This is a genomic window from Leptospira terpstrae serovar Hualin str. LT 11-33 = ATCC 700639, from assembly GCF_000332495.1.
GTDB lineage: Bacteria > Spirochaetota > Leptospiria > Leptospirales > Leptospiraceae > Leptospira_A > Leptospira_A terpstrae.
Window position 1 is genome coordinate 164,795 of sequence record NZ_AOGW02000002.1, and the last position, 22,007, is coordinate 186,801.

Below are 22,007 nucleotides of genomic sequence, written 5' to 3' on the forward strand. Positions count from 1 at the left end.
CCTTCCTTAACAAATTATTTTTTTATGGTGAAACAGTATCTCTCTCTCCGATTTTCGGATCGAATCTTTCTAACTTATTTCTCCTTTGGTTTTTTGACTCTTTTCCTACACCGAATTTTATTTTTTGTCGTTTATTCCTACCGATTGGAAGAATTCTCGTTTTTCATCTTACTCAAAGCGTTTTTAATTGGATTTCGATTTGATTGGGTTACCATTTCTATTTTGTTAGTTGGGTTCTACTTCTTATCCCTTTGGGACAAAGCATCGAAGTTAAGACCTTACCGTTATTTTTGGACCATCACTCCCTTAGTCATTTATCCATTTTGTTTGGTACACTTGTTTGCAGATTTATTGTATTTTGAAAATGCAAACAAACATATTGGATATGAAGCGATCGTATTTTTAGGAGATTTAGATGTATTGTTATCTTCTGCATTCAAAGAAACACCATTTAAAATTTTATCTTTTTTAGTATTTATTACATTGTATATAACGGGGATTCGTTATTGGTTTTCCAAACAAAAAATTGCGGATCAAATAAATACTAAGGGAAGTTTTCGATCTAATTCCATAGTGAGTATACTTTGGATCTTATTTTTCTTTATAGGACTTCGAGGTGGGCCACAAGAATCACCTTTACGTGCTAGCGAAGCCATAATCTCTGATAATGCCCTTATCAACCAACTAGCGTTAAATGGAATTTATACAACTATCAATGATTTCAAAAGCCAGGCAATTCCTAAACATCTAAAAATGACAGATAAGGATATGTTGGCGGTAGTTCGGGAAGAAATTGAGTATTCAGGATCTGAATTTGTAAATGATCCAGAGTTTCCACTCGTTCGGAAAATCAAAGGAATACCGGGAAGAAAACCAATCAATGTGGTTTTGGTCATCCAAGAATCTTGGACGGGAAAGTATGTTTGGCCGATATCAGATGGATTTTGGTTAGGCAAGGAAGTAACACCGTATTACAATAGATTGGCGAAAAAGGGACATAGCTTTCGAAAATTCTATGCAAATGGTGGGAGAACTAGCAATGCTTTACTATCGGTTCTTACCAGTGTTCCCGATCGGCCAGGTCTTACGGCAATTCGTACTCCACAAATTCTCAGTAATTTTTCTGCTATTGGTAATCTATTTTCTGAATTTGGATACCAAACCAGTTTTATTACAGGAGATGATCTAAAATTCGATAGTTTGGCCACTATCCTTCCTCATTTTGGATTCAAAACTTTGATTGGGAAAGAAGACTTTCGTAAATCGGGAAAATATTCCATCGGAGCTTGGGGTTATGATGATGAACATCTTTATACAAAAGCATTAGAAGAAATGGACTTGTACCAAAAGAATAACAAACCCTTCTTAATGACTATTCTTACTATGACAACACATTATCCATATAAGGTGCCAAACCCTAAGTATGAAATATACGAACCTACTGTAACTGATTTTGATTATCTCAATACTTATCACTATTCTGATTCTGCGTTAGAAGTTTTTATGAAAGAAATACAAAAGAAAAAGTATTTTGAAGACACTTTGTTTGTATTTGTGGGAGACCATACCCACCACAGGTATCTATCATATTATGAAGATCGAATGGTCCCTTTTTTGTTATATTCTCCAAAATACATAAAACCAATGTTAGATGAAAGAATTTCATCACAATTGGATGTCCTGCCTACTATTTTAGGAGTTGTAGGAAAAGAAACTTACTTTGCAGGGTTCGGTAAAGATATGTTAGCCAGTGGTGTGAAGTCGGGAAGTACTTACTTTGCTTATGGAAGTGCTTGCGGATGGATCGATGAAGAAAAAATTCTTTATCAAAGTGTAGATGGGGACACTCAGTTTATTTTCCAAATGATCCCACCTTATGGAGTGGACCCGGCCTGTAATCCAGATCGAAAAAACTGCTTTCGCCAAACGATCAAGGCCAGGGCCTTCTTTAATTTATCTTTAGAATTAATGAACCGTAATTCGCTTTATCCTTTAGAGGGTTCTTTACGGTACACCAGGAAATGAATTTACATATTTGATTTTGAAGTCAGGAAAACTATTAACGATCTGCACTTTGAAATCGGGGAAAGAACTGACTTCTTGCCACTTCCCACAGTCAGAAGGGAAACTACTTACTTTTTGCACATTGAGGTCAGGGAAACTATCTACAATTTGGACCTTAAAATCGGGGAAACTAGTAACGAACTGAACCTTTCCTGCTAATTTTTTCCCTTTGAAAGTACAATCAGAGCCAATTTCTCCTGCGAAAAGAGTCGAAGTGAACAGAATACCTAAAATCAAACCAATCAACTTTTTCATACATACTCCTATTTTTTAAGAAATAAATTCTAAATCGATTTTTCCACCTGTCAATCCCTTTGTCCTTAGATTCGAAACACAAAAAGGCGCCCTTGAAAAATAAATTTTAAAATCATCAAGTATCTATGAATTAAAGACTAAACTTTAGATAGTTTTATACGTTCGGCTTCCGTCATTACATCTAACTCTTGTTTTTTGGATTGCATCAAATTATTTAGATAGGTTTGAAATTCTTCCCAAGAAGAAAAATCCGTAGGGTCATGGACACCCAATCCCATATAGCCAACTACGTTTCCTTTTTGGTAATTTTGATACGTGGTGACACCTGACTTTAGAGCAACAAAAACAGGAATTTTTTGATCAAAAGCAATTTTCACCATCCCTTTCTTTAGGGGAAGGATTTCCTCGGAATAAGTATTTTTCCCTTCTGGATACACAATGTAAGAAGTTGTTTTTAAACCTTCGATCAGATTTTTTACAGAAACTGCAACAGACATGGCTTTGGAGTTATCAAAAACTTGTGAACCCATGGCAACCATCCACCAATAAGCAAACCAAGCTTTTTTGATCACCTGGTTTGCTAAAAACGGTTTTCTTATCACATAACAATCATAAGGGAAATCCATTTCGTTTACATGGTTTAAAAATATCATATGTCCTTTTTCAGGTACACTAATTTCATTAAATACGATGAGTTGAGTTTTTGTAATCTTCAGAACATCTTCTGCCCAAATTTTTGTTCCTTCTAGAAATTCTTTTATACGAGCTTCTTTGTTCCCTGTAAGAGAACGATATAAACCTCTGATGAGGTAGGGACTTGCTTTTCCAAAAACAAGAAGGGTGATCCTTAAGTAAACCTTCATCACCAAACGCCCGTAGTGGACACTAAGTCCGTGTAAATTTTTCTTAATGAGATCGTCAACGACCGGAATTTTCGCCATAGCAACAATTAGACAAAAGAGGTCATTCTATGGAAATAAAAAAGCCCAAGAAAAATCTTGGGCTTTAGACTTCGGAAACGGTGTTAGTTAACGTTTCTTATTGTTGCGGAGTGGATGTCGCTCCAGCGGCAGGTTTTGCAGGGACATTCAATGCTTTTTTACGTTCTTGGTCGTACTTCATGAACACCATATTGTTGGAGTCCAAATCATAGACTCGACCTCTCACGTCAGCATGATCCACGCGGTAATCTTCAGGAACACGTACGTCAAACATAGCTTGCAAACGATTGTCATATTTGATGTAAGGGTTTTTGGTAAAATCATAAGTAACACCATCTACCTTTACTGGTTTCCCTTCCACTGGTGCACCATTTTCATCTTTAAGAGTTTCTGATTTTGCAAGGGAATTGTTCAGGTAATAATTGTCGTAAGGATACTTCAACTTATAAATGTTAATCGCATTTGCTTTAGAATCACGAGCTAAGTTGATGGCACCAAAATAAAGATCTATGCGATACTTTCTGTGGGTCGGTTGGAGTTTTTGGTGTTTTTCCAAATTCTTTTCCACTTTTAAAGCATTGGCTCTTGCTTCTTTTGCAAGACCGAGGTGTTTGTATCCTAACTCCAGGTTTTTCTCAATGTCATATTTATTATAACTATAATGAGCTTCTTTTGGATCATACATACGACGTGAGAAAGGAGCTTCCCGTGGAATATCCATTACGTCTTGGCGGAAGTAAGAACCTTTTCCATATTCGATTGAAATATCGAGGAGTGCTTTATCCATATGATCGTTTGGATTTTTTCTTTCCATAGCCGTTTTCATCATCTCTTCTGCACGTAAAATGTAGAGTTGAGAAAGTTCTTCGGTTATTTTTTCGATTCCCAATTGGCATTCTAGAAAACGTTGGTAGGCGGAAGAATAATTTCCCTCGAAGTGGTATTGTAAACCTTCTTGGTAGATTCGTTTGGCTTCGATGTATTTTTTCATACGAAAGCCTTCTTTCCCTTCCGGTGCATTTATTTCCGTAGGTTTTCCTTCCGGATCTTCACCACGGAAATTTTTAACGATAGGTTCTAACTCACGTAGGTAAGTCAGAAGCTCAATTCGTTTGTGGTATGATTTACTAGAGACCGATTCTGCAAACATAGGTGCTTGCATCATGAGACTCATCATGAGAATAAGAAGGGATTGTTTCATTGCTCTGCCGTTCATTCCGTTTCCGTACTTTCCTTCCTTGGAAGAATCTTACAAGTAATTTCGGGGTAGCCCCTGTGAGTATTATCGGAGATTTCTGATATTGGATTGACAGATTGTATTTTAAAATTGAGCCTTTTCCTAGATTTTTCCTATGTCCCTAGCCGCAGCCCAGTCCAAAAAAGTATCTTTTCGAGCCAAAGAGTCCACAGTCTGTCCTATTTGTGATGAAAATCACCAAAAGGAACAAATGTTCCAAGGGGGTGGACGACTCATCGCCGGAAAGTTGGCTCAGGATTTACGCCGTTTATACGAAAAAAATAGAAAATTCGGTCGTGTCAGTCCTCTGGATTATGTCATGTCCGTTTGCCCACGTTGTCTCTACTCCTCCTTTCCGAAAGATTGGAATGCACTGAACCCTGCGGACAACGAAGCCATACGTATGGCCACAGACAATCGCAGAAGTTACATAGAAAAAATTCTGGGACCTCTCGATTTTACAGGAGACCGCCAAATTGTGTTAGGTGCTGCTTCTTATCTACTGGGAATGGATTGTTACCAACTCCGCGGCGCCAGTGTCGCACCTACTCCCAAAAAAGCAGTCTGTGCCATTCGAGCTGCTTGGTATTTTTCAGACCTACATGAAGAATTCCCACATATTGGTTATGACAAAATCCGAGATTTACTCTACCAGAAAGCAGCGGTTATCTATGGTTATACGCTTGAGCTTATGCAAAATGGAAACGAACCGGTAGACCAAGCAGCAGGGATGCTCGGACCCGATACAGATAACAACTGGGGATTTGATGGTGTTATCTATCTCAATGCCTATCTTACAAAAAAATTCAAAGACCAAATGGCTCCGAAACCTGATGACCAAGTTTTGCTTTTATCTCGCGCCAAACGAACACTTGCAAGACTATATGGCTCAGGAAAGGCTTCTAAAGGTAAACCAGGTCCTATTGTAGAAATGACTCGCGAGTTGTATGACGAATACAACGCCATACTTGAAGCGATGGGAGGCGAGAAGTAAGGGTTTGCCCAACTACGCACTTCTCGTCGAATACGACGGTACTCATTTTTACGGTTGGCAGAAACAAAAAGATATTCCTACAGTTCAGTCTGCCATTGAATCAGCTATTTCCATAATCTTAAGCAGAAATCCCGCCTCACGTTTGTCAGTCGCAGGCAGAACAGATACTGGAGTTCATGCACTCGGTATGGTGTGTAATTTTAAAACAGAATTCCCCATTCCTAACTTTCACAAATTTTTAGTGTCAGTGAATGCTCTAACTAAACGAGGAGTATCCGTTAAAAATATAGTCGAAGTACCCATGGACTTCCACTCTAGGTTTAGTTGTACTGGCAGAGAGTATATCTACAAAATCTATTACAGTAAATATGAAAGTAGCTTTGTGGAAGGAAGGGCCTATTGGGAGAAACACCCTGTGGATTGGGATTATGTGGAAAACCAACTCACAAACTTGATTGGAGAAAAAGACTTTCGATCACTGACAAAAGCAAAGTCAATGGCAGGCAAACGCTCCATAAGAAATATATTTGACATTCGTTTGGAACGATTGACATCAGATTGGATCCAGGTTCGTATCCGTGCCAATGGATTTATGCACAATATGGTTCGTATTACAGTAGGAACTTTACTGGACATTGGGAAGGGACGTTGGAAATCTAGATCCATCGGCTCCATTTTGGAAGAGAAGAACCGTTCGAAAGCAGGGATTACCCTCCCGCCGGATGGACTCTATTTTGTCCGCGCATATTACGAAGATTATCCGGAAATTCATGAATTGTATAAAATCCCTCTTCCTTAGCCTATTTTTTGCACTCACACTGTTTCCTGGTCTTCTCTCTGCACAAACTCTGGAAGAATACAATAAACGTAGGTATGAAATTGGTGGTTGGGTCGGCGCTGCCAATCCAATGCCTGGAACCCCTACCGTTCGTGTGTTGGAAACAACCCTTGGTGGTGGTTTTTATGCTCGTATGCCTTGGCCTTGGGTTTTTTACACAGAAATTGGTGGCTCCTATGCTGTATTTTTATCAAGATCAGAGAGAGCTCTTACTGCAATGCCACTCTATGCGGCCTTAGCTTACAAAATTCCGATTGAACTCCCGATTCAATTTTTTCTCAAAGGTGGTGGCGGTTCTGCTTATGTTGTGGCCCGTCCCTCGGATACTGCCAAATGGAACCCAACCGCATTTGCAGGGTTAGAAGCAAGTTTTATTGCTGGTCGTAGAATCCGAATTGGTGTTCGATTGGACTATTACAAGATCTTTGAAACCCAAATGGATGTTCCCGCTCAATACCGATACCCACTTTCGAGTCCTTATGACGACCCTCGTTTACAAAATCCAGCAAGTTACACTTTGCAGAATGTAGATTTTTTCTATTTCGGTCTAACTGTAGGAGTGTTGTTTTAGTGAAGTCATTATACCTACAATTATTGTTAATTTTACTCAATGTTTTTGTAATCATAGGTTGCAAAACCAAACTAGACTTAGGAGATGAATCCAAACTTCCCGTCATCTCTACTTTATTCAACAATCGTATGTTGTTACTCCTCAAAGGAACTTATGCAACAGACAATCCTTTGGATTGGAGTGAATTAAATAATGGAACTGGGGAATTGTATGTAGATGACCAAGGGGAAGGATTAGATCCAACCATGACCTTAGTCAATCGCCCTAAAGCTGGAAGTATTCCTATCTTCTTAGATATAGGTGAAGTGCGAATTTCCAGTAAATACTTAAAAGGATTAAACGAACTCACGCAAATTCGCGACACAGTGGATTCAAATAAATTCTGGGACTATATTGCACCGAACCGACAAGTTTTTTGTACAGTTACTTATTCATTCGATAACAACACTTGCACCGAAAGTAACGGAATTCTCAAAGCTTCTGATTTTTTCAATGGAATTGGAGCACAATTTCCTTCCAATGATCCTTCTTCCGAAACCATTGGTGGAATTGAAACGGCTTTAGCAACGGGAAGGTATTGGTTCGGTCGTGAGTATTATTATGCTGCAATTTACTTTCGTTCCTTAGTGACTGGTTATGCTCTTGATGCAGGAATTCCAGTGTCTGGTCGTTTTGATAATAGACCCATCATCAATGGTCTTAATATAGTTCCACGTAACAACTATGTGGCGGGAACTACCTCCTCTGCAAAAAGCACTATTGTTCCAAAAATGTTCCCTGCGCTCTTTACCCAATTGAATACCCAATCAGTACAATCGGATATGGTGATTCGGGATGGATTTGATCCTTATATTTTAGAAGTCCGAATCAACTTAAAAGAAAATTTGATGTTACACTCTTATTTAACAAGTCGGTCTACAATCGTAACTTATGTTGGAGTGAGTGATATCTTTTTTGATCACAAAGGGGAAGGAGACGCTGGCGGAAATATTTTGACAAGGGCTCGTGTCATTTATCCTGAGACAGCTTCTAGCCTGACAATTTCTGGCGGAGGCAATTCTTTGTTACATTATTATGGCATCTTTCGATTCCATGAAACTGATTTTTTAAACGTTTTGCCTCTTGCGGCTACACCTGCAAAACAAAATGCTAAGATAAAATACCTAAACCCTGGTACTTACAAGGCAGTTTGTTTGGGAGATCTGACGAAACAGGACGGATATCCAGACACTGTAGTACGAGAGACTACATTTAACATACCTGAGTATCCATTCCGACAAACATATAACGTTGATTTGACATGCCCTTAGTAAAAAATTAGTTTCTCCATTCAATTTTACTTTTTTTTTACTCCCGTTTTTTGTGAACTTGGTAAAAGTACCAATCATATGAAAACGATATTGCTAAAACTACGTTCCCTTCTTTCCAAGGATTCCCTCCCACATGGAGAGTTGCAGTTTCCAATTCGATACAAACTTCTACTCATCACATCCGTTGTACTACTTGTTTCTATGTCTGGGATTATCTTTCTTGCTTCCTATTTTTTTAGAAAGGATAGTGAGGTTCGAGTCAAAGAAAACAATATCAAAATCAATGAAATCCTCTCCTTAAAAGTAAAATCAGACTTACATTCGATAAAACAAGATGTTCACATTACGGCTTCTGCCATTTTAAGAAATCCGACCTCAGCCAATGCAATCGCCAAAGAGTTGTTCGAGGAAGATCAAAACTTTCTTTTAATCGGAGCCTACGATGTAAGCCTTGAGCCAAAGTTTGAAGCTTTGAATGATGAGTTTTTACAAAAATACGACTACCAAAAATCAGAAGTAAAAGGATTACTTCGAAACATCCAACCCAAATTAAAAAAATCTTTTGGTGGGACCACAGTCATTTGGAATGCTAGTCCCCATTTTCGTCATCCTATCCTTTGCCTAAGTTTTCCACTTTCAGAATCTAAAGACACACATACTATCCTTGTCACTCTAGTAAAACTAGACAGTTTATTAGATGCTTTCCAAACCTCAGGGCCAGTAGAAACATTTCTTGTCAGTGAAGACGGAAGTGTACTTGCACATCCTGATGCTAAAGTTGTTCTTTCGGGAATTAATTTGAATGATCTTCCCATTGTAGAACGTATGAAAAAGTCTACCGTTGACAATGGACAGTTCCGTTATGAATCTAAAGACGGAGTATCACATCTCGGATCTTTCAAAAAACTTGGGTTAGGTGGTGTTGGAGTAGTTTCCCAAGTTCGCGAATCAAAAATTTTTGAAGAAGTAAATAACATCCAAAAACGAAATGTTTACATATTGATAGTTTCTTTAGCTCTTTCATTTATCGTTGTTTATGTTTTTGCAAAATCCCTATCAACACCCATTTTAAAATTAGTGGATGCTTCAGAAGAAATTAGGCGTGGGAACTATCATATTGAACTTCACGCCACTAGTCATGATGAAATTGGAACTCTCACCAAATCCTTCGTAAGTATGGGACGTGGTTTGGAAGAACGTGAAAAATTAAAAGATTCCTTCGGTCGATTTGTGAACCAAGATATCGCAGAACTTGCTGCCAAAGGTAAACTCTCAATAGGTGGCCAAAGAAAGTATTGCACCATTTTTTTCTCAGACATTAGAAGTTTCACAGCCATATCTGAAAAGTTACAACCAGAAGAAGTGGTAGAATTTTTAAATCAATATATGACCGAAATGGTAAAATGTGTACAGGAAACTGGTGGGACTGTAGATAAATTCATTGGTGATGCTATCATGGCCACTTGGGGAGCCCTTCGAGATTCAAAACAACATGCTAAGTCTACGGTAGAAGCTGCACTTAGAATGCGAGACAAACTCATTGAGTTTAACAAAGGAAGAGGTACAGTAAAAAAACCTATCATACAAATTGGATGTGGAATTAACACTGGCTATGTGATTGCAGGTCAGATTGGAAGTTCCGACAAAATGGAATATACTGTGATTGGAGATTCGGTCAATCTTGCCTCTCGAGTAGAATCTTTAAATAAAGAAACCCACACCGACATACTCATTACAGAAACAACTTACCAAGAAGTTAAATCCGATTACCATGTTCTAAGTATGGGAGAAATTGAGTTAAAAGGAAAATCCAAAGCTCAAAAAGTCTACGCAGTACTCGGGAGAAAAACAGATCCCAATTATCCAAAAAATTTGAGCGAACTACAAAAGTTAGTTGGAATTACTGTAGTGAAAAAGGGGAAAAAATGAATTTAGATAAACGAGACCGCCTCGTCCTATTCACGCTCTTAGGTGTTGCTATTCTCTTTTCTTTACTATTTTATTTGGATATCAATCGTAAAATTGGGATTGGAGATCGAGAAGTTGTAGGAACCATCTTTTTTAAAAATAATATTGTTCAAAGAAAATTTGAAGATGAAGTGATTTGGGAAAAATTAGAAAACAATAGCCCACTCACAAATAAAGATACAATTCGATCTGAAGCTTATTCAGATGCACTCATTCGATTAAAAGATGGAACGGAAATTAATATTGATGAAAATTCAATGTTTAACCTGGATTTAACGGGAGAAGAACCAAATCTCGAGTTCACTCAAGGTTCCTTAGAAGTTAAAAAGAACGATACTCAACCCAACCAACTAAAAATCACAAGTGCCGGTAGCGAAATTAATGTAGATTCCGGTAATGTGAAAATCGAAAGGTCCAAAGAAAGAGAACTAAGTCTTTTTGTTGAAAAAGGAAAAACTACTGTCAAACAACAAGACGGCAAGTCAGTTGCAGTTGAAGAAGGGAAAAAGGCCGAATTTAAAAAAACTGGAATTGAAATCAAAAAAATTCCCGTTGTACTAATTGCACCTTCTTCTCAGAAATTATTTTATGCGGAACCAGAAGAAGTTTCCGTTCATTTTCAATGGAAAATTGAATCAGGATACGAAAATCCTATTTTGGAAGTCTCAAGATCACCTAACTTTCAAATGACGTTAATCAACGAAAAAGTGGAAGGAACCCAAGCTGACTTTAAATTAAAAGAAGGCACCTTTTATTGGAGATTGAAGGTTAAAAACAAGGTAGGTTCTGGAAACGAATTCAGTGAAATCAATAAATTTTTCGTAACCAAACTAGAGTCCTTTCAGGGAGAATCTCCTGAAAACGGAACTATAATCCCATTCGTACAGACATACCCACTGACCACACTCACTTGGACCAAACTTACAACAGCTAACACTTACAAGTTGATCGTTTCCAATTCACCTAAACTCGTAAATCCAATCAAACAATTAGAAACGACTGCTAATCAAATTTCTTATGATGATCTAAAGGAAGGCACATACTATTGGAAGGTCATTGCAAAGTCTTCCTTTCCTGATACAAAGGATAGAGAAAGCCAAGTCCTTTCTTTTATTATCAAAAAACAAAATTCTGTTCCAGCACCAAAATGGTTACGACCATCTTCTGGAACAGAAATATCCGCAGAGGAAATCCAACAGAACCAAGCTATTTTGATTTGGGATGGCAATGCAGAATTAAAATCTTATCAAGTAAAAGTTGCTAAAGATTCTAAAATGGCATCGGTAGTTTTTTCCGAAGAAACAGCATCAAATTTTCTCGTACCTAACTGGAATCAATTGGGAAAAGGTACTTTTTTTGCAACGATCATTGGAAAATCAAAAGAAGGCAAAGAAACAGAGACTTCTTCTTTGCTCAGTTTTACCATTGTAGACAAAAAGAAAAAAACTGAACCAATAGAAGATCCAACGGAAAACAAACCAGATCGAAAATTAGAACCCAGGTTGGAAATGATGTCTCCGAATGGAACCATTGTCCAAATGAAAGGAAAATCTAGTTTAGACTTTCAATGGAAGGTTACTGGAGTGACTGGAGAAAAATATGATCTTGTTTTATACCAACACACAGGTGATAAAAAAACAGCTATTTATAAAATCTCCACTAAAGATTCAAAACATAGTTTGAAGGACTTAAGTATCTTAGACGAAGGTTCCTTCTCTTGGGATCTCAGTGTGTATAAAGATTCCAACCTATTATTATCCAGAAAAGGAAGTTTTATATTGGCACTTGATCAGTTTAAATCATTAAAACCTTCTGATATTGAATTCATTTCTCCAAAACGGTTGTATAAAGAAAAACGATGAAACTAAATACTAAACGATTTTTTATTTTATTTTGGTTTGTCACTTTTTCTATTGGGGCGCAAGACGGAACCAAACTCATTGCTTGGAAACCCATTCCAGAAGCAAGTGGATACCAAATTCAAATCAAAGAAAAATCTGGCAAAACTGTTATCGATAAAAAAATTGATACTGCCTATCATTCCATCGAAGAACTTCCATCAGGTGTATACCAAGTAAGAACAGCACCTTTAAACTTATTTAAAAAACCCGCTGTTTGGTCAGCATGGAAAGATTTGGAAGTTATCATATCAGAACCACCGAAAGTAGTGATAGAAGAACAAAAGCCTATTATACTTCCAAAGTCAGAATCTAAAGTTGAAAAATCTATATCGAATGTTACCATCGAAGGGGAACATTTTTTAGAAGCAACAAAGGTGGATTTGACTAAGAAAAATGAAACACTACCTATCCTTAGTAAGGAAGTAAAATCGCCGGAACGAATTGATTTAAAAGTTGATACAACGGATGCTAAATCAGGTCCTTATGATTTGACAGTGACCAATCCCTACCAAAAACCGAAAGTAATTTCCAATTTTGTTCAGGTAGAGGATCCAAAACACAACACAACCGATGCAGATGGAAACGAAGAACCCCAGAATAAAGGATCCAAAAAATCAAAAATCAATTTACCTAAAGGCAAACTCTTTCGGGATTATACATACGAAGAGATGTTAGCATTTTTAGAAACTGACGTTGCGGTCAATTGTAAGAACACAAAAATTCCTGCATTAACACTGAGCGAATGCCACAAAACATACGTTATATTAAATTTTTCGAGTGAAGACAATCATTCAGTTTTTGAATTCTATAAATTGATTAATGAAAATGAATCTGATCGAGTCAGTGCTTATCAGTATTTTAGCAAAAATTGTTCTCCCCGATTTCGGCCTGCTTTTGAACGAATGGAATTAGAATGGAAAAATCGAAACAATCTAGACCCCGATGAACGCCAATCGTTACTCCAAGATTTGACTAAATTTCGAAATTGTCCGAGGTAATTTCATATTCTTTTGCTTGTAAGGAATCCCTTTTTTTAGTCCTATTAAGAGAATGAGATACTCTTTGATTGCATCGGTTGGAATCACGCTTGTCACTTTCCAGGCCCTCCATTCCGAACCATCCGTTCTGAGCCAAAATGTGAAAGAAGTCACAACTAGAATTCAAGATTTGGCTCTTTACCCTACTCTATCTAAAAAAAGACTTTATGGTGCCGTCTCTAAAGGAGGCGCCATTCGATTTGATTTAAAAGCAGGGTAATCATCTCCGCAATCGATCGGGATCGGTGTGGCAACCGATGGCAAACTAAAAGAATGGGTTCTCACAGTATACTCAGGGAATGGTCAAAACGAAAATCCAACCATCCTAAGAAAAGAAAAGATCGAAGGGGAAACTCAGTGGGTCTTTGAATTATTAGCTCCACCGGAAGAGATTACAGTAGAGATTCAAAATGTAAGCTCAGAAACACCTGTGACTGTCGTTGAAATTGTACATGGATATTATTATGGTTATTCAATGGATAAAGAGAACAATACCAAACCTCAACCACAAAATCCGACTAAACCAAATCCTACAGATCCAGAGAAACTTTCACCCAATGATGTTCAAAATCGAACTGAATTTTACCGGGCACCTTTCACAAAAGACTGAAGTAGATTCTTAAAAATATAATCTGTATACTCATCATAACATGTCGGTGACATGTGACCTGCATCACTAAAGTTGTTGCAGGTATAATTTGTATCATCATTCATATTCCAAAACGGTATTCCATTCGATTTATGGTATTCTAACATTCTAGGATACCAATCATGATACACAGTATCAACCTTTCCATCACCTACTGAAACTTTTAAATTTCGAATGTGGTCCATATAAGGCAATGAAAGCCGAACCCAAATGACAGCGGTTGGAACTCCCAATTGTTTTGCAAGTTCCAATGATTCGTTTGTGAAACTCAACACTTGATCAGAAAAATGAAAGGGTACTAAATACGAGTGAAAGTCGCCAATCGCTGACTTTTTTAATAACTCTTGAGGAAGAACTGATTGGTGAGTCCCTGGGGTCATCGCAGAACCCTTCCCTTGATTCAAATTCTCCATTAAACTATTGCGTAGCTCACGATAAGGATATAAAAATGATTCCTTATTTTTTGCACGAGCAAGGATTACATCCAACTTAGGGCGGTATTGATAAGCCCGAAACATACGTTTTGCAATTAGTGTTGAAATATCTTCTGTTGAAAATAATGAAAAATGTTTTAATACAAAAGAAACATTGAGTCCATTGGTTAATGTTTCATCTACTTTTAAAGTAGCTGCCGAATTATACATTTCAACCGAATGGTCAAATAAAAAGAAATCTGGTTTTACGTTATCTTTACGAAACTCTTCCATCCATTGTAAAACATAATCAGGTTTTCCTCCTGGCACGGAGAAGTTAAACATCACCCAACCTGGATATTTTTTATGAATGTATTCATTGTCAAATAAAAGGGCGCGAGAATTACCAAAGTATACCAACACTTTGTCTCGATCTTTTTTTGATAAATAAACTTTTAAGTCTTCATATAACTGATGTTTCTGAATATAATTAATATCAGAAAGTGATTTTGAAAAATAGGTATGTATGTTTTCTAAAAGCAAAAGTTTGTCTAAACAAAACGTAAGGAAAACAACTAGGAACGGGACCAACAAAAATCGATTACGAATTAAATCCACAATTGTCTCCTAAAACTTATAGTAGATAAATTCTCCGCCATCTTGGGAAAGAGTAGCAAGAAGAAAGATTGTAACAATACCGAGCGCAGGAACAAGCCATATATCATGTTTACGAACTCGCTGCCAATACTCCGGAACATACTGGATATGATGGAAAAAAAGTAAGGCAACCGAAGTATAAAAAATTCGTTCCAAGTTTTCAATGTGTTGGAACCGAAAAGAAGAACCATTTCCCAAAAGAGAAGTCGCTGAGACCAACCACTCATTTTTATCTCCAATAAACATGGCTTCCAAACTATTTGAAAAGTGAGTAAAAATACCGTGAAAGTGATCCAGCATATTAGTCGCATTATTGGATCGAAACATAAGTCCGGAAATAGAAAATAATACAAAGACAATCAATGCTTTGAGAACAATAAGAAATTTATTTTTTTCAGGAGTTAACTTCCAACCCAGGTTATCTTCGAAATACCTTTCACCTGCCAATATAACTCCCCAATAAAAACCCCAACAGATAAAGGTATAATCAGCTCCGTGCCAAAAACCCCCTAGTGTCATGATGATGATAAGGTTTAAGTAAGTACGAAGTTCTCCTTTACGAGAACCGCCGAGAGGAAAGTAAATATAATCTCTAAGCCAAAAAGAAAGTGTAATGTGCCAACGTTTCCAAAGTTCTCTCCCTGATGTTGAGAAAAAAGGTGCCTTAAAATTTTCAGGAGTTTCAAATCCTAAAAACAAAGCAATGGAACGCGCCATGTCAGTGAGTCCAGAAAAATCACTATAAACTTGAATCGCATAACAAACACCAGCGATAAATAAAGAAAAAGAATCATACTCTGCTGGAGAACCAAACACTGGCGAGATGGTAAGTGACATTGGATCTGCAACGAGAACTTTTTTTACAAGCCCTGACATGAGTAAATAAGATGCCCGGTACATCTTTTCTTTATTCGGTGTGAGTTTGTCTAAGTTGGGGAAAAAGTCGGACATCCTCATGATTGGTCCAGCAATGAGTACTGGAAAAAATGCCACAAACAAAAAGTAATCTTCAACTTTAATGATAGGTTTTGTAGAATCTCTGTAAGTATCCACGGCAGCGGCAATCACTTGAAATGTGTAAAAACTAATCGCAAGTGGGAGAGCAATATGGATTAAATCAGGAACTTGTTTAAAGAACGGATAGTTCGTTAGATCAGCGAGAACCTTACTGAAAAAATATATATACTTAAAAAATCCTAAATTGATAAGGTTGAGAATAACTGTAAGTCCGATCCAAAACTTTGTTGGAGTGACTTTGATCTTCCGATAAAAAAGATAATTGATGCTAATGACTACAAGAAAGTGGACAGTCAATGCCAATGAGAAGTAGGCATAAAAGCAGATTCCTGCAATGAGTAGAAAGTATTTGCGAGCTACTTTGGGAATGGCCCAATAGAGCAAATAAACGATTGAAAAGAAGATTAAAAATGGGATTGAGTTGAACAACATATCAAGGAAGGAATTGTCTCTCCCAGTAATCGGTTTCCGAACTTGGTGTCAATCCTTCTTTCAGGTGGTTAAATTCGGTTTCGTCCTCATCTGCTTCCCTTTTGACCCAGTCTGCATAAAATTCTTCTGAGGTCATTCGTTTGGCCCGAAGCCTACGTGCAAAACTAACAATCTCTTTATCTGAAGTGATCACCAAACATTGAGAAGGTACAGGGCATAAATTGAGATAACCGATGATGAGTTCGTCAGCTTTTTTTTCATGACTATAATGAACCGAGAATTCACCAAAATCTTCCGAATAACAATCTGAGGTTAGATCCTTCTTCCCGTCGAAAAATACTAGAATCTTAGAATGTTTCTTCTTTGCGTAATATCGTTTTAGGTGGGCCAATAACCCATCCCGGGCATCTTGCAGGCGGTATTCCCCCAGACAAAATGCCAAATCGGGAAATTTATACATTAGATTCATCCCGTCGATCAGGATTCTCTCATTTACGGGCACAACTCTATTGAAACCACTTGCCAGATTCGATTAAACCAAAAAAACGTAAACATGGGGAAAAAAATAATCATCGTCGGTGCCTCGAGCGGGATCGGAAAAGCCATTGCAGAAGCTGAATTGAACGCGGGGAATTCCGTGGTTCTTTTAGCAAGAAGGGAAAAGTCCCTAGAGTCCATTTCCAAAAAAGCCAATTTAGGAAAAGAGAAAAGAGCCTTTCCTTTGGTCTTTGATGTGACTAAATTTTCCACTGCTGAAAAAACATTTCAAAAAGCACTCTCAATACTTGGTAATGTGGACGAAGTGTATTTTGCCTCGGGAGTGATGCCGGAAATTTCACCTAATGAATACAATACGACAAAAGATTTAGAAATGTTAAACGTAAACCTACTGGGTGCTGTTGCCTTCCTAAATCCAGTGGCAACTTATTTTACAAAACAAAAGTCTGGTAAAATTATTGGAATCTCATCCATTGCAGGGGAACGAGGACGTAAAGGAAATCCAGTTTACAATACATCTAAAGCTGCCTTTAATACATACCTAGAAGCACTTCGCAACCGATTGTCAGAATCCAATGTCCAAGTAACAACCATTAAACCAGGGTTTGTCATTACGGAAATGACCAAGGGTCTCAAACTTCCAGAAAAAGGATTACTCAAAGCAATCACGGCTGAAGTTGCTGCAGAAAAAATTCGTAACATCGTCGCGAGTGGAAAAGACGAAGCTTTTGTTCCAGGGATATGGGCACTCGTTGGTCTTATCATTCGGAACATTCCCAATTTCATTTTTAAAAAACTGAGTATATAACATGGTCGCAAAGAAAACAAAATCCGTTCTTGATGTGAAAGTTCCCAAAAAGGAAAAGGTCGAAGCATGGGGAATGAGTACTTTTTCTCAATCTCCTGTTTTTCGACCTGAGACAGAAGAAGAAATCAAAGATCTCTTTGTATGGGCAAACCAAACTGGCACCAAAGTTGCGTTACGTGGTGGAGGTTGTAGTTATGGCGATGCTTCCACCAATACAGATGGAATTGTTTTGGATTTAACTCATTTCAATAAGGTTTTAGATTTTAACTTAAAAACAGGCGTGATGACTGTACAATCCGGTGCTAGAATCAAAGACCTTTGGGAAACAGGAATTGAAAATGGATATTGGCCACCTGTAGTTTCTGGAACCATGATGCCAACACTAGGAGGTGCACTTTCTATGAACATTCATGGAAAAAACAACTTCAAAGTGGGAACCATCGGAGAACATATCAAAGAATTTACATTTCTAACTGCGAAAGGAGATATCTTGGTTTGTTCTCCTAAAAAAAATACAGATCTATTTTATTCTGCAATCTCCGGTTTTGGAATGTTAGGTTGTTTTTTAACAGTACAAATCAAAATGAAACCTATTTACGCGGGTAAAATGAAAATTGATCCGGTCTATGTTAGAAACTTTGATGAACTATTTGCCTACTTCGAAGAACATTATAAGTCTTCCGATTATTTAGTAGGTTGGATTGATGCCTTTGCTTCTGGAAAATCAATGGGTAGAGGGCAAATCCACAAAGCGACTAACTTAAAAGAAGGAGAAGATCCTGACTTTCCTGGTAACTGTTTACTGGAAAGACAACACCTACCTTCTCGCCTTTTCTATGTGATCCCTAAAAAATGGATGTGGATACTAATGCGTCCCTTCAGTTTTAATTTGGGAATGCGCCTGATCAATTTGGCGAAATGTATTGCGAGTATTTTAGTAAATCATAAAGCCTATTACCAAGGCCATGCAGAATATGCTTTTCTTTTGGACTATGTTCCCAATTGGAAATTTATTTATAAACCTGGGGCCATGATTCAATACCAAGTGTTTATTCCCAAAGAGAACGCCAAACAAGCATTTAGTGAGATATTCACAATTTGTCAAGAACGAGGGATTGTAAACTATCTATCGGTTTTCAAAAAACACAAACCAGACCCTTTCCTTTTAACACATGCAGTGGACGGATTTTCTATGGCTATGGACTTTCCCGTTACCAAAGGAAACAAAGAAAAACTTTGGTCTTTGTGCCATGAAATGGATGAGATAGTTTTAAAACACAAAGGTAGATTCTACTTTGCTAAGGACTCAACCCTACGCAAACGTGTGATGGAATCCTACTTTCCTAAAGACAATCTCAAAAGATTTTACTCACTCAAGAAAAAGTATGATCCAAAAGGAATTTTACAAACTGACCTTTACAAACGAGTGTTTTTAACAGAAAAATAAATCATAAAAGAAACTAAACGCGGATATTGATTATTTTTTGGGCTTAGACGAGGAGGTTAAACTCCTCGTTTTTCATTTAAACTTAAATAAGCGATAGGAATTAAAGATAAAAAATCAAGTTGAGTATTGAATTAAATATTCATTCGTCTGTATAGAAAATAGGCAGCCGATGTAAATATAACTGGTGTCATCCACATACCAATCCAAATCGGTAATGCACCATTTTCTGCCAAAGTTTTAGCCGTAGAATTTAGAATATAATACAATAACACTACTGCAATGGTAAGACCAAGACTTGCCACACCTGCCGAACGTTTAGTAATGGCACCAGCTAGTGCACCAAGCGTAACGACAACAAAAGACATGAGTGGCATTGCAAAAGCCATATGTTGTTGAATGATCACATTGCGAAAAGGAATACCTTTAGTAATCCTGGACTCAATCTCGTCTGCCAATTCGAAAAAATTCATCTCTTCTGGATTACGGATGGGTTTTGAAAAATATGCTAAATCTTCTGCAAAATCATAAGTTTTCTCTGGATATTTTATCCGAGATACAAGTTCTAAATTTTCATTGAATCTTACTTCTTCTGCATCGTATAAAACCCAACTATGTGGTGATGGAATGAATTTTGCTTTTTGAGAAGAAACAGTGTAAGTAGGATGTCCATCAGGAGTGATTTCAATATAATTGAAACCTCCTTTTACTGTGTTTTCTTTTTCATCTATCCAATATACGTAATAGAATCCTTTTTTGCCTTTGATATGTAATTGGTATACAAAATCAATCAGACGATTGGAACCTTTCGCCATAATACTATATTCTATCTGTGCTTTTTTGTTGGCTGGTATCACAACCATTTGGCCAAAAAGAGTCATGATTAACCAAATCGCAATTCCAAACAATAGAATGGGAGTGATGATGCGAATAAAGGAAACTCCGGCTACCATCATTGCCACAAGTTCTTTATTTACGCTAAATTGACCGATGACAAAACAAACGGAAAACATAAGTGCCGGTGCCACTACTTGGTCCACCATCGATGGCAAAGAATACAAAACATGCAAATACACATGCACTTGGTTTACTTTCGAAGAAACCAAATACTTCATTACATCTGTGAATTTATAAATCACGATCATGGATGTAAGCATGATGAGAGTACCTATAAAGGTTCTAAAAAAATCTAAAAATAAATAACGATCTAAAGTGCGAAAAGGAATGAACTCTTTTTTGAACCAAAGAAACGGTGTTAACAACAAATTCATAAAATTTCCAATAACAACATACTCATATCGTCGGAAATTCGTTTTGCCGAAAATGACATTGAGTCCTCATATAGAGCATTCAAAAATTCTTCACCTTTTTTGTCAGAATGAATTTTTACCGAGGATAGTAAATGTTCGTCTCCATAAATCTCTCCTGCATCGTCAAAAACTTCTAAAATTCCATCGGAATAGAGTAAAATTCGATCCCCTGGATTGGGTGTGAGTGTAAAATTTTTAAGACTGGGTTTTAAGTAGGATACAATGAGTGTTCCCATCCCTTCCATAAATTTGGGATCTGAATCTTTTTCCATACGGATGAGCGGAGGATGACCTGCAATGGAATACTGGATTTCTCTTGTGTTTGTATCCACAAATAATACGCATGCACTGATATGGTTATTTGGAACTAACGCCTGTAAGTCTTCGTGGATCGCTTTTAAACAGGCAGAGGGTTCTGTTTGGTTTCCATGAATTTTAAAAGCAAGAACTGCCATAGCAGAAACCATCGCAGAGGCAATCCCATGACCAGAAACATCTGCAAAAAAGAGTGCTAATTTTCCATCCTCTCTTTCTAAGTAACTGATCGCATCTCCTCCCACTTGCCCAAAGGATCGAAAAAAGGAATGAAGCCTTACTCCTTTTGTTTTAGGCCACTGGGTAGTTACTAAATTGGATTGGGTTTCATTTGCCATATCTAATTCGTTTAACATACGGTCTTGAAACCCTTTGAGTTGGGATTCTGAAATTCGAAGTTTTTCTACGGAACTGAGTCGAATGTTTAGTGTTAAATAGGAAACAAGGGCTGGTGTGATGATGGCAGAAAGATACAATGGCAAATCCACTTGCGGTTCTTTTGTATAAAGTCCAATGACAATTCCTGCGGAAGATACTGTTCCCAAATAGGATACAAGTGACCTTCTATCCACAAAACTAACCCCGATACAAGAAAGTACCAAAATCATTCCCACCAAATAACCAATGTAAAGTGAATTCCAATACAAAAGAATGAGAGAATGAGCACTCATGGTATAAAAGAAAAATAACATGATGGTTTGGATTTGTTTACGGACCCAATCGGAAACATAGGTGGCAAAGAAAAAACCTAAGGTTATGGAGGCGTGTAAAATACGAATCCATGTGGGATCATATAAACCTAATTCAGAAGTAGGGGCAAAAACACCAAAACCAATAAAACTAAAAAATACAACGAGGCAGATTCTTGAAATCTTCATTACCTCATCATCAAGTTTAAATCGTTCTTGGATGGATTGTTTTATCATACCAAATGGTTAGATCCAAATTTAGTTTTAAAATGTTCGGGAAGAGCAGATGGTTTTTGTAATTCAAAATCAAACCAAACAAAGGCTGCGTTCCCAGTCAAAACACATTCTTCGTTTTCATTCCACATCGAACAAATCACTGTGAATGCCCGAGAAGAAATAGAATCTACTTCTAAGGTGATTTCTAAAGTAGCTGGGAAAACAACTTGTTTGCGATAATCCATATCCAAATGGGTGAGAACTGGCCCTGCTTTAACAGGCTTTAGTGGAGAATCCCACAAACTTTCTTTGGTAAAATAATCTGCCCTCGCAGATTCAAAGTATCTGACGTAAGTAACATTGTTTACATGTCCGAAAGCATCCATCTCACCCCAAACGACTTGTTGTGTGAATTTATGTTTGTATTTGATTGGTTTTGACAT

The 22,007-nt window shown here is 37.4% G+C and carries 21 protein-coding genes; 12 read left to right on the forward strand and 9 right to left on the reverse strand.

From position 1 onward, the window contains the following. Positions 1-24: 24 nt before the first annotated feature. Entirely contained in the window at positions 25-2,025 is a 2,001-nt protein-coding gene (locus LEP1GSC203_RS00900; protein WP_002971784.1) for an LTA synthase family protein, read from the forward strand. Here LEP1GSC203_RS00900 and LEP1GSC203_RS00905 read toward each other — a convergent pair. The 3 genes from LEP1GSC203_RS00905 to LEP1GSC203_RS00915 form a co-directional block, all read right to left on the reverse strand. Further along, positions 2,005-2,319: a hypothetical protein gene (locus LEP1GSC203_RS00905; RefSeq protein WP_002971810.1), complete on the reverse strand. Its 315-nt coding sequence runs from the start codon at positions 2,317-2,319 to the stop codon at positions 2,005-2,007. The genes LEP1GSC203_RS00900 and LEP1GSC203_RS00905 overlap by 21 nt on opposite strands. A 137-nt stretch (positions 2,320-2,456) precedes the next feature. Further along, positions 2,457-3,182 carry a lysophospholipid acyltransferase family protein gene (locus LEP1GSC203_RS00910; protein WP_002971618.1) on the reverse strand — a complete coding sequence of 242 codons (726 nt, stop codon included), beginning with the start codon at positions 3,180-3,182 and terminating at the stop codon, positions 2,457-2,459. Between the two features lie 175 nt (positions 3,183-3,357). Next, on the reverse strand, positions 3,358-4,476 hold the full coding sequence (locus LEP1GSC203_RS00915; protein ID WP_002971749.1) for an LIC11274 family protein: 1,119 nt from the start codon (positions 4,474-4,476) through the stop codon (positions 3,358-3,360). A 136-nt stretch (positions 4,477-4,612) separates the two neighbouring features. On the opposite strand from LEP1GSC203_RS00915, the gene LEP1GSC203_RS00920 reads away from it, so the two are divergent. The 9 genes from LEP1GSC203_RS00920 to LEP1GSC203_RS19900 all read left to right on the forward strand — a co-directional run bounded on the left by LEP1GSC203_RS00920 (position 4,613) and on the right by LEP1GSC203_RS19900 (position 13,726). Next, positions 4,613-5,491 carry a DUF2225 domain-containing protein gene (locus LEP1GSC203_RS00920; protein WP_002971924.1) on the forward strand — a complete coding sequence of 293 codons (879 nt, stop codon included), beginning with the start codon at positions 4,613-4,615 and terminating at the stop codon, positions 5,489-5,491. Between the two features lie 4 nt (positions 5,492-5,495). Continuing rightward, positions 5,496-6,290 carry a tRNA pseudouridine(38-40) synthase TruA gene (gene truA, locus LEP1GSC203_RS00925; protein WP_002971608.1) on the forward strand — a complete coding sequence of 265 codons (795 nt, stop codon included), beginning with the start codon at positions 5,496-5,498 and terminating at the stop codon, positions 6,288-6,290. After that, positions 6,262-6,900 carry a hypothetical protein gene (locus tag LEP1GSC203_RS00930; RefSeq protein ID WP_002971802.1) on the forward strand — a complete coding sequence of 213 codons (639 nt, stop codon included), beginning with the start codon at positions 6,262-6,264 and terminating at the stop codon, positions 6,898-6,900. Before truA ends, LEP1GSC203_RS00930 begins: the two co-directional genes overlap by 29 nt. Then, positions 6,900-8,210, forward strand: a complete 1,311-nt coding sequence (locus LEP1GSC203_RS00935) for an LIC11270 family surface protein (RefSeq protein ID WP_002971617.1) — start codon at positions 6,900-6,902, stop codon at positions 8,208-8,210. Before LEP1GSC203_RS00930 ends, LEP1GSC203_RS00935 begins: the two co-directional genes overlap by 1 nt. 78 nt (positions 8,211-8,288) lie before the next feature. Continuing rightward, positions 8,289-10,139, forward strand: coding sequence for an adenylate/guanylate cyclase domain-containing protein (locus tag LEP1GSC203_RS00940; protein WP_039936822.1), 1,851 nt, complete (start codon positions 8,289-8,291; stop codon positions 10,137-10,139). Further along, the gene (locus tag LEP1GSC203_RS00945; protein ID WP_002971681.1) at positions 10,136-12,040 is read left to right on the forward strand and encodes a FecR family protein; all 1,905 of its coding nucleotides are present in this window, start codon (positions 10,136-10,138) and stop codon (positions 12,038-12,040) included. The genes LEP1GSC203_RS00940 and LEP1GSC203_RS00945 overlap by 4 nt, the downstream gene beginning before the upstream one ends. Next, on the forward strand, positions 12,037-13,077 hold the full coding sequence (locus tag LEP1GSC203_RS00950; protein ID WP_002971741.1) for a hypothetical protein: 1,041 nt from the start codon (positions 12,037-12,039) through the stop codon (positions 13,075-13,077). Before LEP1GSC203_RS00945 ends, LEP1GSC203_RS00950 begins: the two co-directional genes overlap by 4 nt. A gap of 52 nt (positions 13,078-13,129) precedes the next feature. Further along, positions 13,130-13,336 carry a hypothetical protein gene (locus LEP1GSC203_RS19895; RefSeq protein WP_232225698.1) on the forward strand — a complete coding sequence of 69 codons (207 nt, stop codon included), beginning with the start codon at positions 13,130-13,132 and terminating at the stop codon, positions 13,334-13,336. Between the two features lie 27 nt (positions 13,337-13,363). Next, positions 13,364-13,726, forward strand: a complete 363-nt coding sequence (locus LEP1GSC203_RS19900) for a hypothetical protein (RefSeq protein ID WP_002971676.1) — start codon at positions 13,364-13,366, stop codon at positions 13,724-13,726. Here the strand turns inward: LEP1GSC203_RS19900 and LEP1GSC203_RS00960 are convergent. The 3 genes from LEP1GSC203_RS00960 to LEP1GSC203_RS00970 are packed head-to-tail and all read right to left on the reverse strand — an operon-like array spanning position 13,699 to position 16,786. Beyond that, positions 13,699-14,796 (reverse strand): DUF1574 domain-containing protein, encoded by a 1,098-nt coding sequence (locus LEP1GSC203_RS00960; RefSeq protein ID WP_002971898.1) that lies wholly within the window; start codon positions 14,794-14,796, stop codon positions 13,699-13,701. The genes LEP1GSC203_RS19900 and LEP1GSC203_RS00960 overlap by 28 nt on opposite strands. Positions 14,797-14,805: 9 nt before the next feature. Further along, positions 14,806-16,284 (reverse strand): MBOAT family O-acyltransferase, encoded by a 1,479-nt coding sequence (locus LEP1GSC203_RS00965; RefSeq protein WP_039936825.1) that lies wholly within the window; start codon positions 16,282-16,284, stop codon positions 14,806-14,808. A 1-nt stretch (position 16,285) separates the two neighbouring features. Continuing rightward, positions 16,286-16,786 (reverse strand): NYN domain-containing protein, encoded by a 501-nt coding sequence (locus LEP1GSC203_RS00970; RefSeq protein WP_269570661.1) that lies wholly within the window; start codon positions 16,784-16,786, stop codon positions 16,286-16,288. Between the two features lie 51 nt (positions 16,787-16,837). On the opposite strand from LEP1GSC203_RS00970, the gene LEP1GSC203_RS00975 reads away from it, so the two are divergent. Together LEP1GSC203_RS00975 and LEP1GSC203_RS00980 are read left to right on the forward strand one after the other, a co-directional pair. Next, on the forward strand, positions 16,838-17,590 hold the full coding sequence (locus tag LEP1GSC203_RS00975) for an SDR family NAD(P)-dependent oxidoreductase (protein WP_002971609.1): 753 nt from the start codon (positions 16,838-16,840) through the stop codon (positions 17,588-17,590). 1 nt (position 17,591) lies between these two features. Then, positions 17,592-19,037: an FAD-binding oxidoreductase gene (locus LEP1GSC203_RS00980; RefSeq protein ID WP_002971842.1), complete on the forward strand. Its 1,446-nt coding sequence runs from the start codon at positions 17,592-17,594 to the stop codon at positions 19,035-19,037. A gap of 131 nt (positions 19,038-19,168) precedes the next feature. Here LEP1GSC203_RS00980 and LEP1GSC203_RS00985 read toward each other — a convergent pair whose 3' ends face one another. The 3 genes from LEP1GSC203_RS00985 to LEP1GSC203_RS00995 are packed head-to-tail and all read right to left on the reverse strand — an operon-like array spanning position 19,169 to position 22,007. Then, complete coding sequence (locus LEP1GSC203_RS00985; protein WP_002971754.1) at positions 19,169-20,305, reverse strand: LptF/LptG family permease; 1,137 nt, start codon at positions 20,303-20,305, stop codon at positions 19,169-19,171. Continuing rightward, on the reverse strand, positions 20,302-21,585 hold the full coding sequence (locus tag LEP1GSC203_RS00990; RefSeq protein ID WP_002971917.1) for a PP2C family protein-serine/threonine phosphatase: 1,284 nt from the start codon (positions 21,583-21,585) through the stop codon (positions 20,302-20,304). Before LEP1GSC203_RS00990 ends, LEP1GSC203_RS00985 begins: the two co-directional genes overlap by 4 nt. Then, positions 21,582-22,007: an acyl-CoA thioesterase gene (locus LEP1GSC203_RS00995; RefSeq protein ID WP_002971844.1), complete on the reverse strand. Its 426-nt coding sequence runs from the start codon at positions 22,005-22,007 to the stop codon at positions 21,582-21,584. The genes LEP1GSC203_RS00990 and LEP1GSC203_RS00995 overlap by 4 nt, the downstream gene beginning before the upstream one ends.

Bases quoted from the DNA above. Each gene is read 5' to 3' on its own strand.
- LEP1GSC203_RS00900 (WP_002971784.1), top strand. From the start codon at position 25: ATGGTGAAACAGTATCTCTCTCTCCGATTTTCGGATCGAATCTTTCTA.
- LEP1GSC203_RS00905 (WP_002971810.1), bottom strand. From the start codon at position 2,319: ATGAAAAAGTTGATTGGTTTGATTTTAGGTATTCTGTTCACTTCGACT.
- LEP1GSC203_RS00910 (WP_002971618.1), bottom strand. From the start codon at position 3,182: ATGAAGGTTTACTTAAGGATCACCCTTCTTGTTTTTGGAAAAGCAAGT.
- LEP1GSC203_RS00915 (WP_002971749.1), bottom strand. From the start codon at position 4,476: ATGAACGGCAGAGCAATGAAACAATCCCTTCTTATTCTCATGATGAGT.
- LEP1GSC203_RS00920 (WP_002971924.1), top strand. From the start codon at position 4,613: ATGTCCCTAGCCGCAGCCCAGTCCAAAAAAGTATCTTTTCGAGCCAAA.
- LEP1GSC203_RS00930 (WP_002971802.1), top strand. From the start codon at position 6,262: ATGAATTGTATAAAATCCCTCTTCCTTAGCCTATTTTTTGCACTCACA.
- LEP1GSC203_RS00940 (WP_039936822.1), top strand. From the start codon at position 8,289: ATGAAAACGATATTGCTAAAACTACGTTCCCTTCTTTCCAAGGATTCC.
- LEP1GSC203_RS00945 (WP_002971681.1), top strand. From the start codon at position 10,136: ATGAATTTAGATAAACGAGACCGCCTCGTCCTATTCACGCTCTTAGGT.
- LEP1GSC203_RS00950 (WP_002971741.1), top strand. From the start codon at position 12,037: ATGAAACTAAATACTAAACGATTTTTTATTTTATTTTGGTTTGTCACT.
- LEP1GSC203_RS19895 (WP_232225698.1), top strand. From the start codon at position 13,130: ATGAGATACTCTTTGATTGCATCGGTTGGAATCACGCTTGTCACTTTC.
- LEP1GSC203_RS00965 (WP_039936825.1), bottom strand. From the start codon at position 16,284: ATGTTGTTCAACTCAATCCCATTTTTAATCTTCTTTTCAATCGTTTAT.
- LEP1GSC203_RS00975 (WP_002971609.1), top strand. From the start codon at position 16,838: ATGGGGAAAAAAATAATCATCGTCGGTGCCTCGAGCGGGATCGGAAAA.
- LEP1GSC203_RS00980 (WP_002971842.1), top strand. From the start codon at position 17,592: ATGGTCGCAAAGAAAACAAAATCCGTTCTTGATGTGAAAGTTCCCAAA.
- LEP1GSC203_RS00985 (WP_002971754.1), bottom strand. From the start codon at position 20,305: ATGAATTTGTTGTTAACACCGTTTCTTTGGTTCAAAAAAGAGTTCATT.
- LEP1GSC203_RS00990 (WP_002971917.1), bottom strand. From the start codon at position 21,585: ATGATAAAACAATCCATCCAAGAACGATTTAAACTTGATGATGAGGTA.
- LEP1GSC203_RS00995 (WP_002971844.1), bottom strand. From the start codon at position 22,007: ATGTCAAAACCAATCAAATACAAACATAAATTCACACAACAAGTCGTT.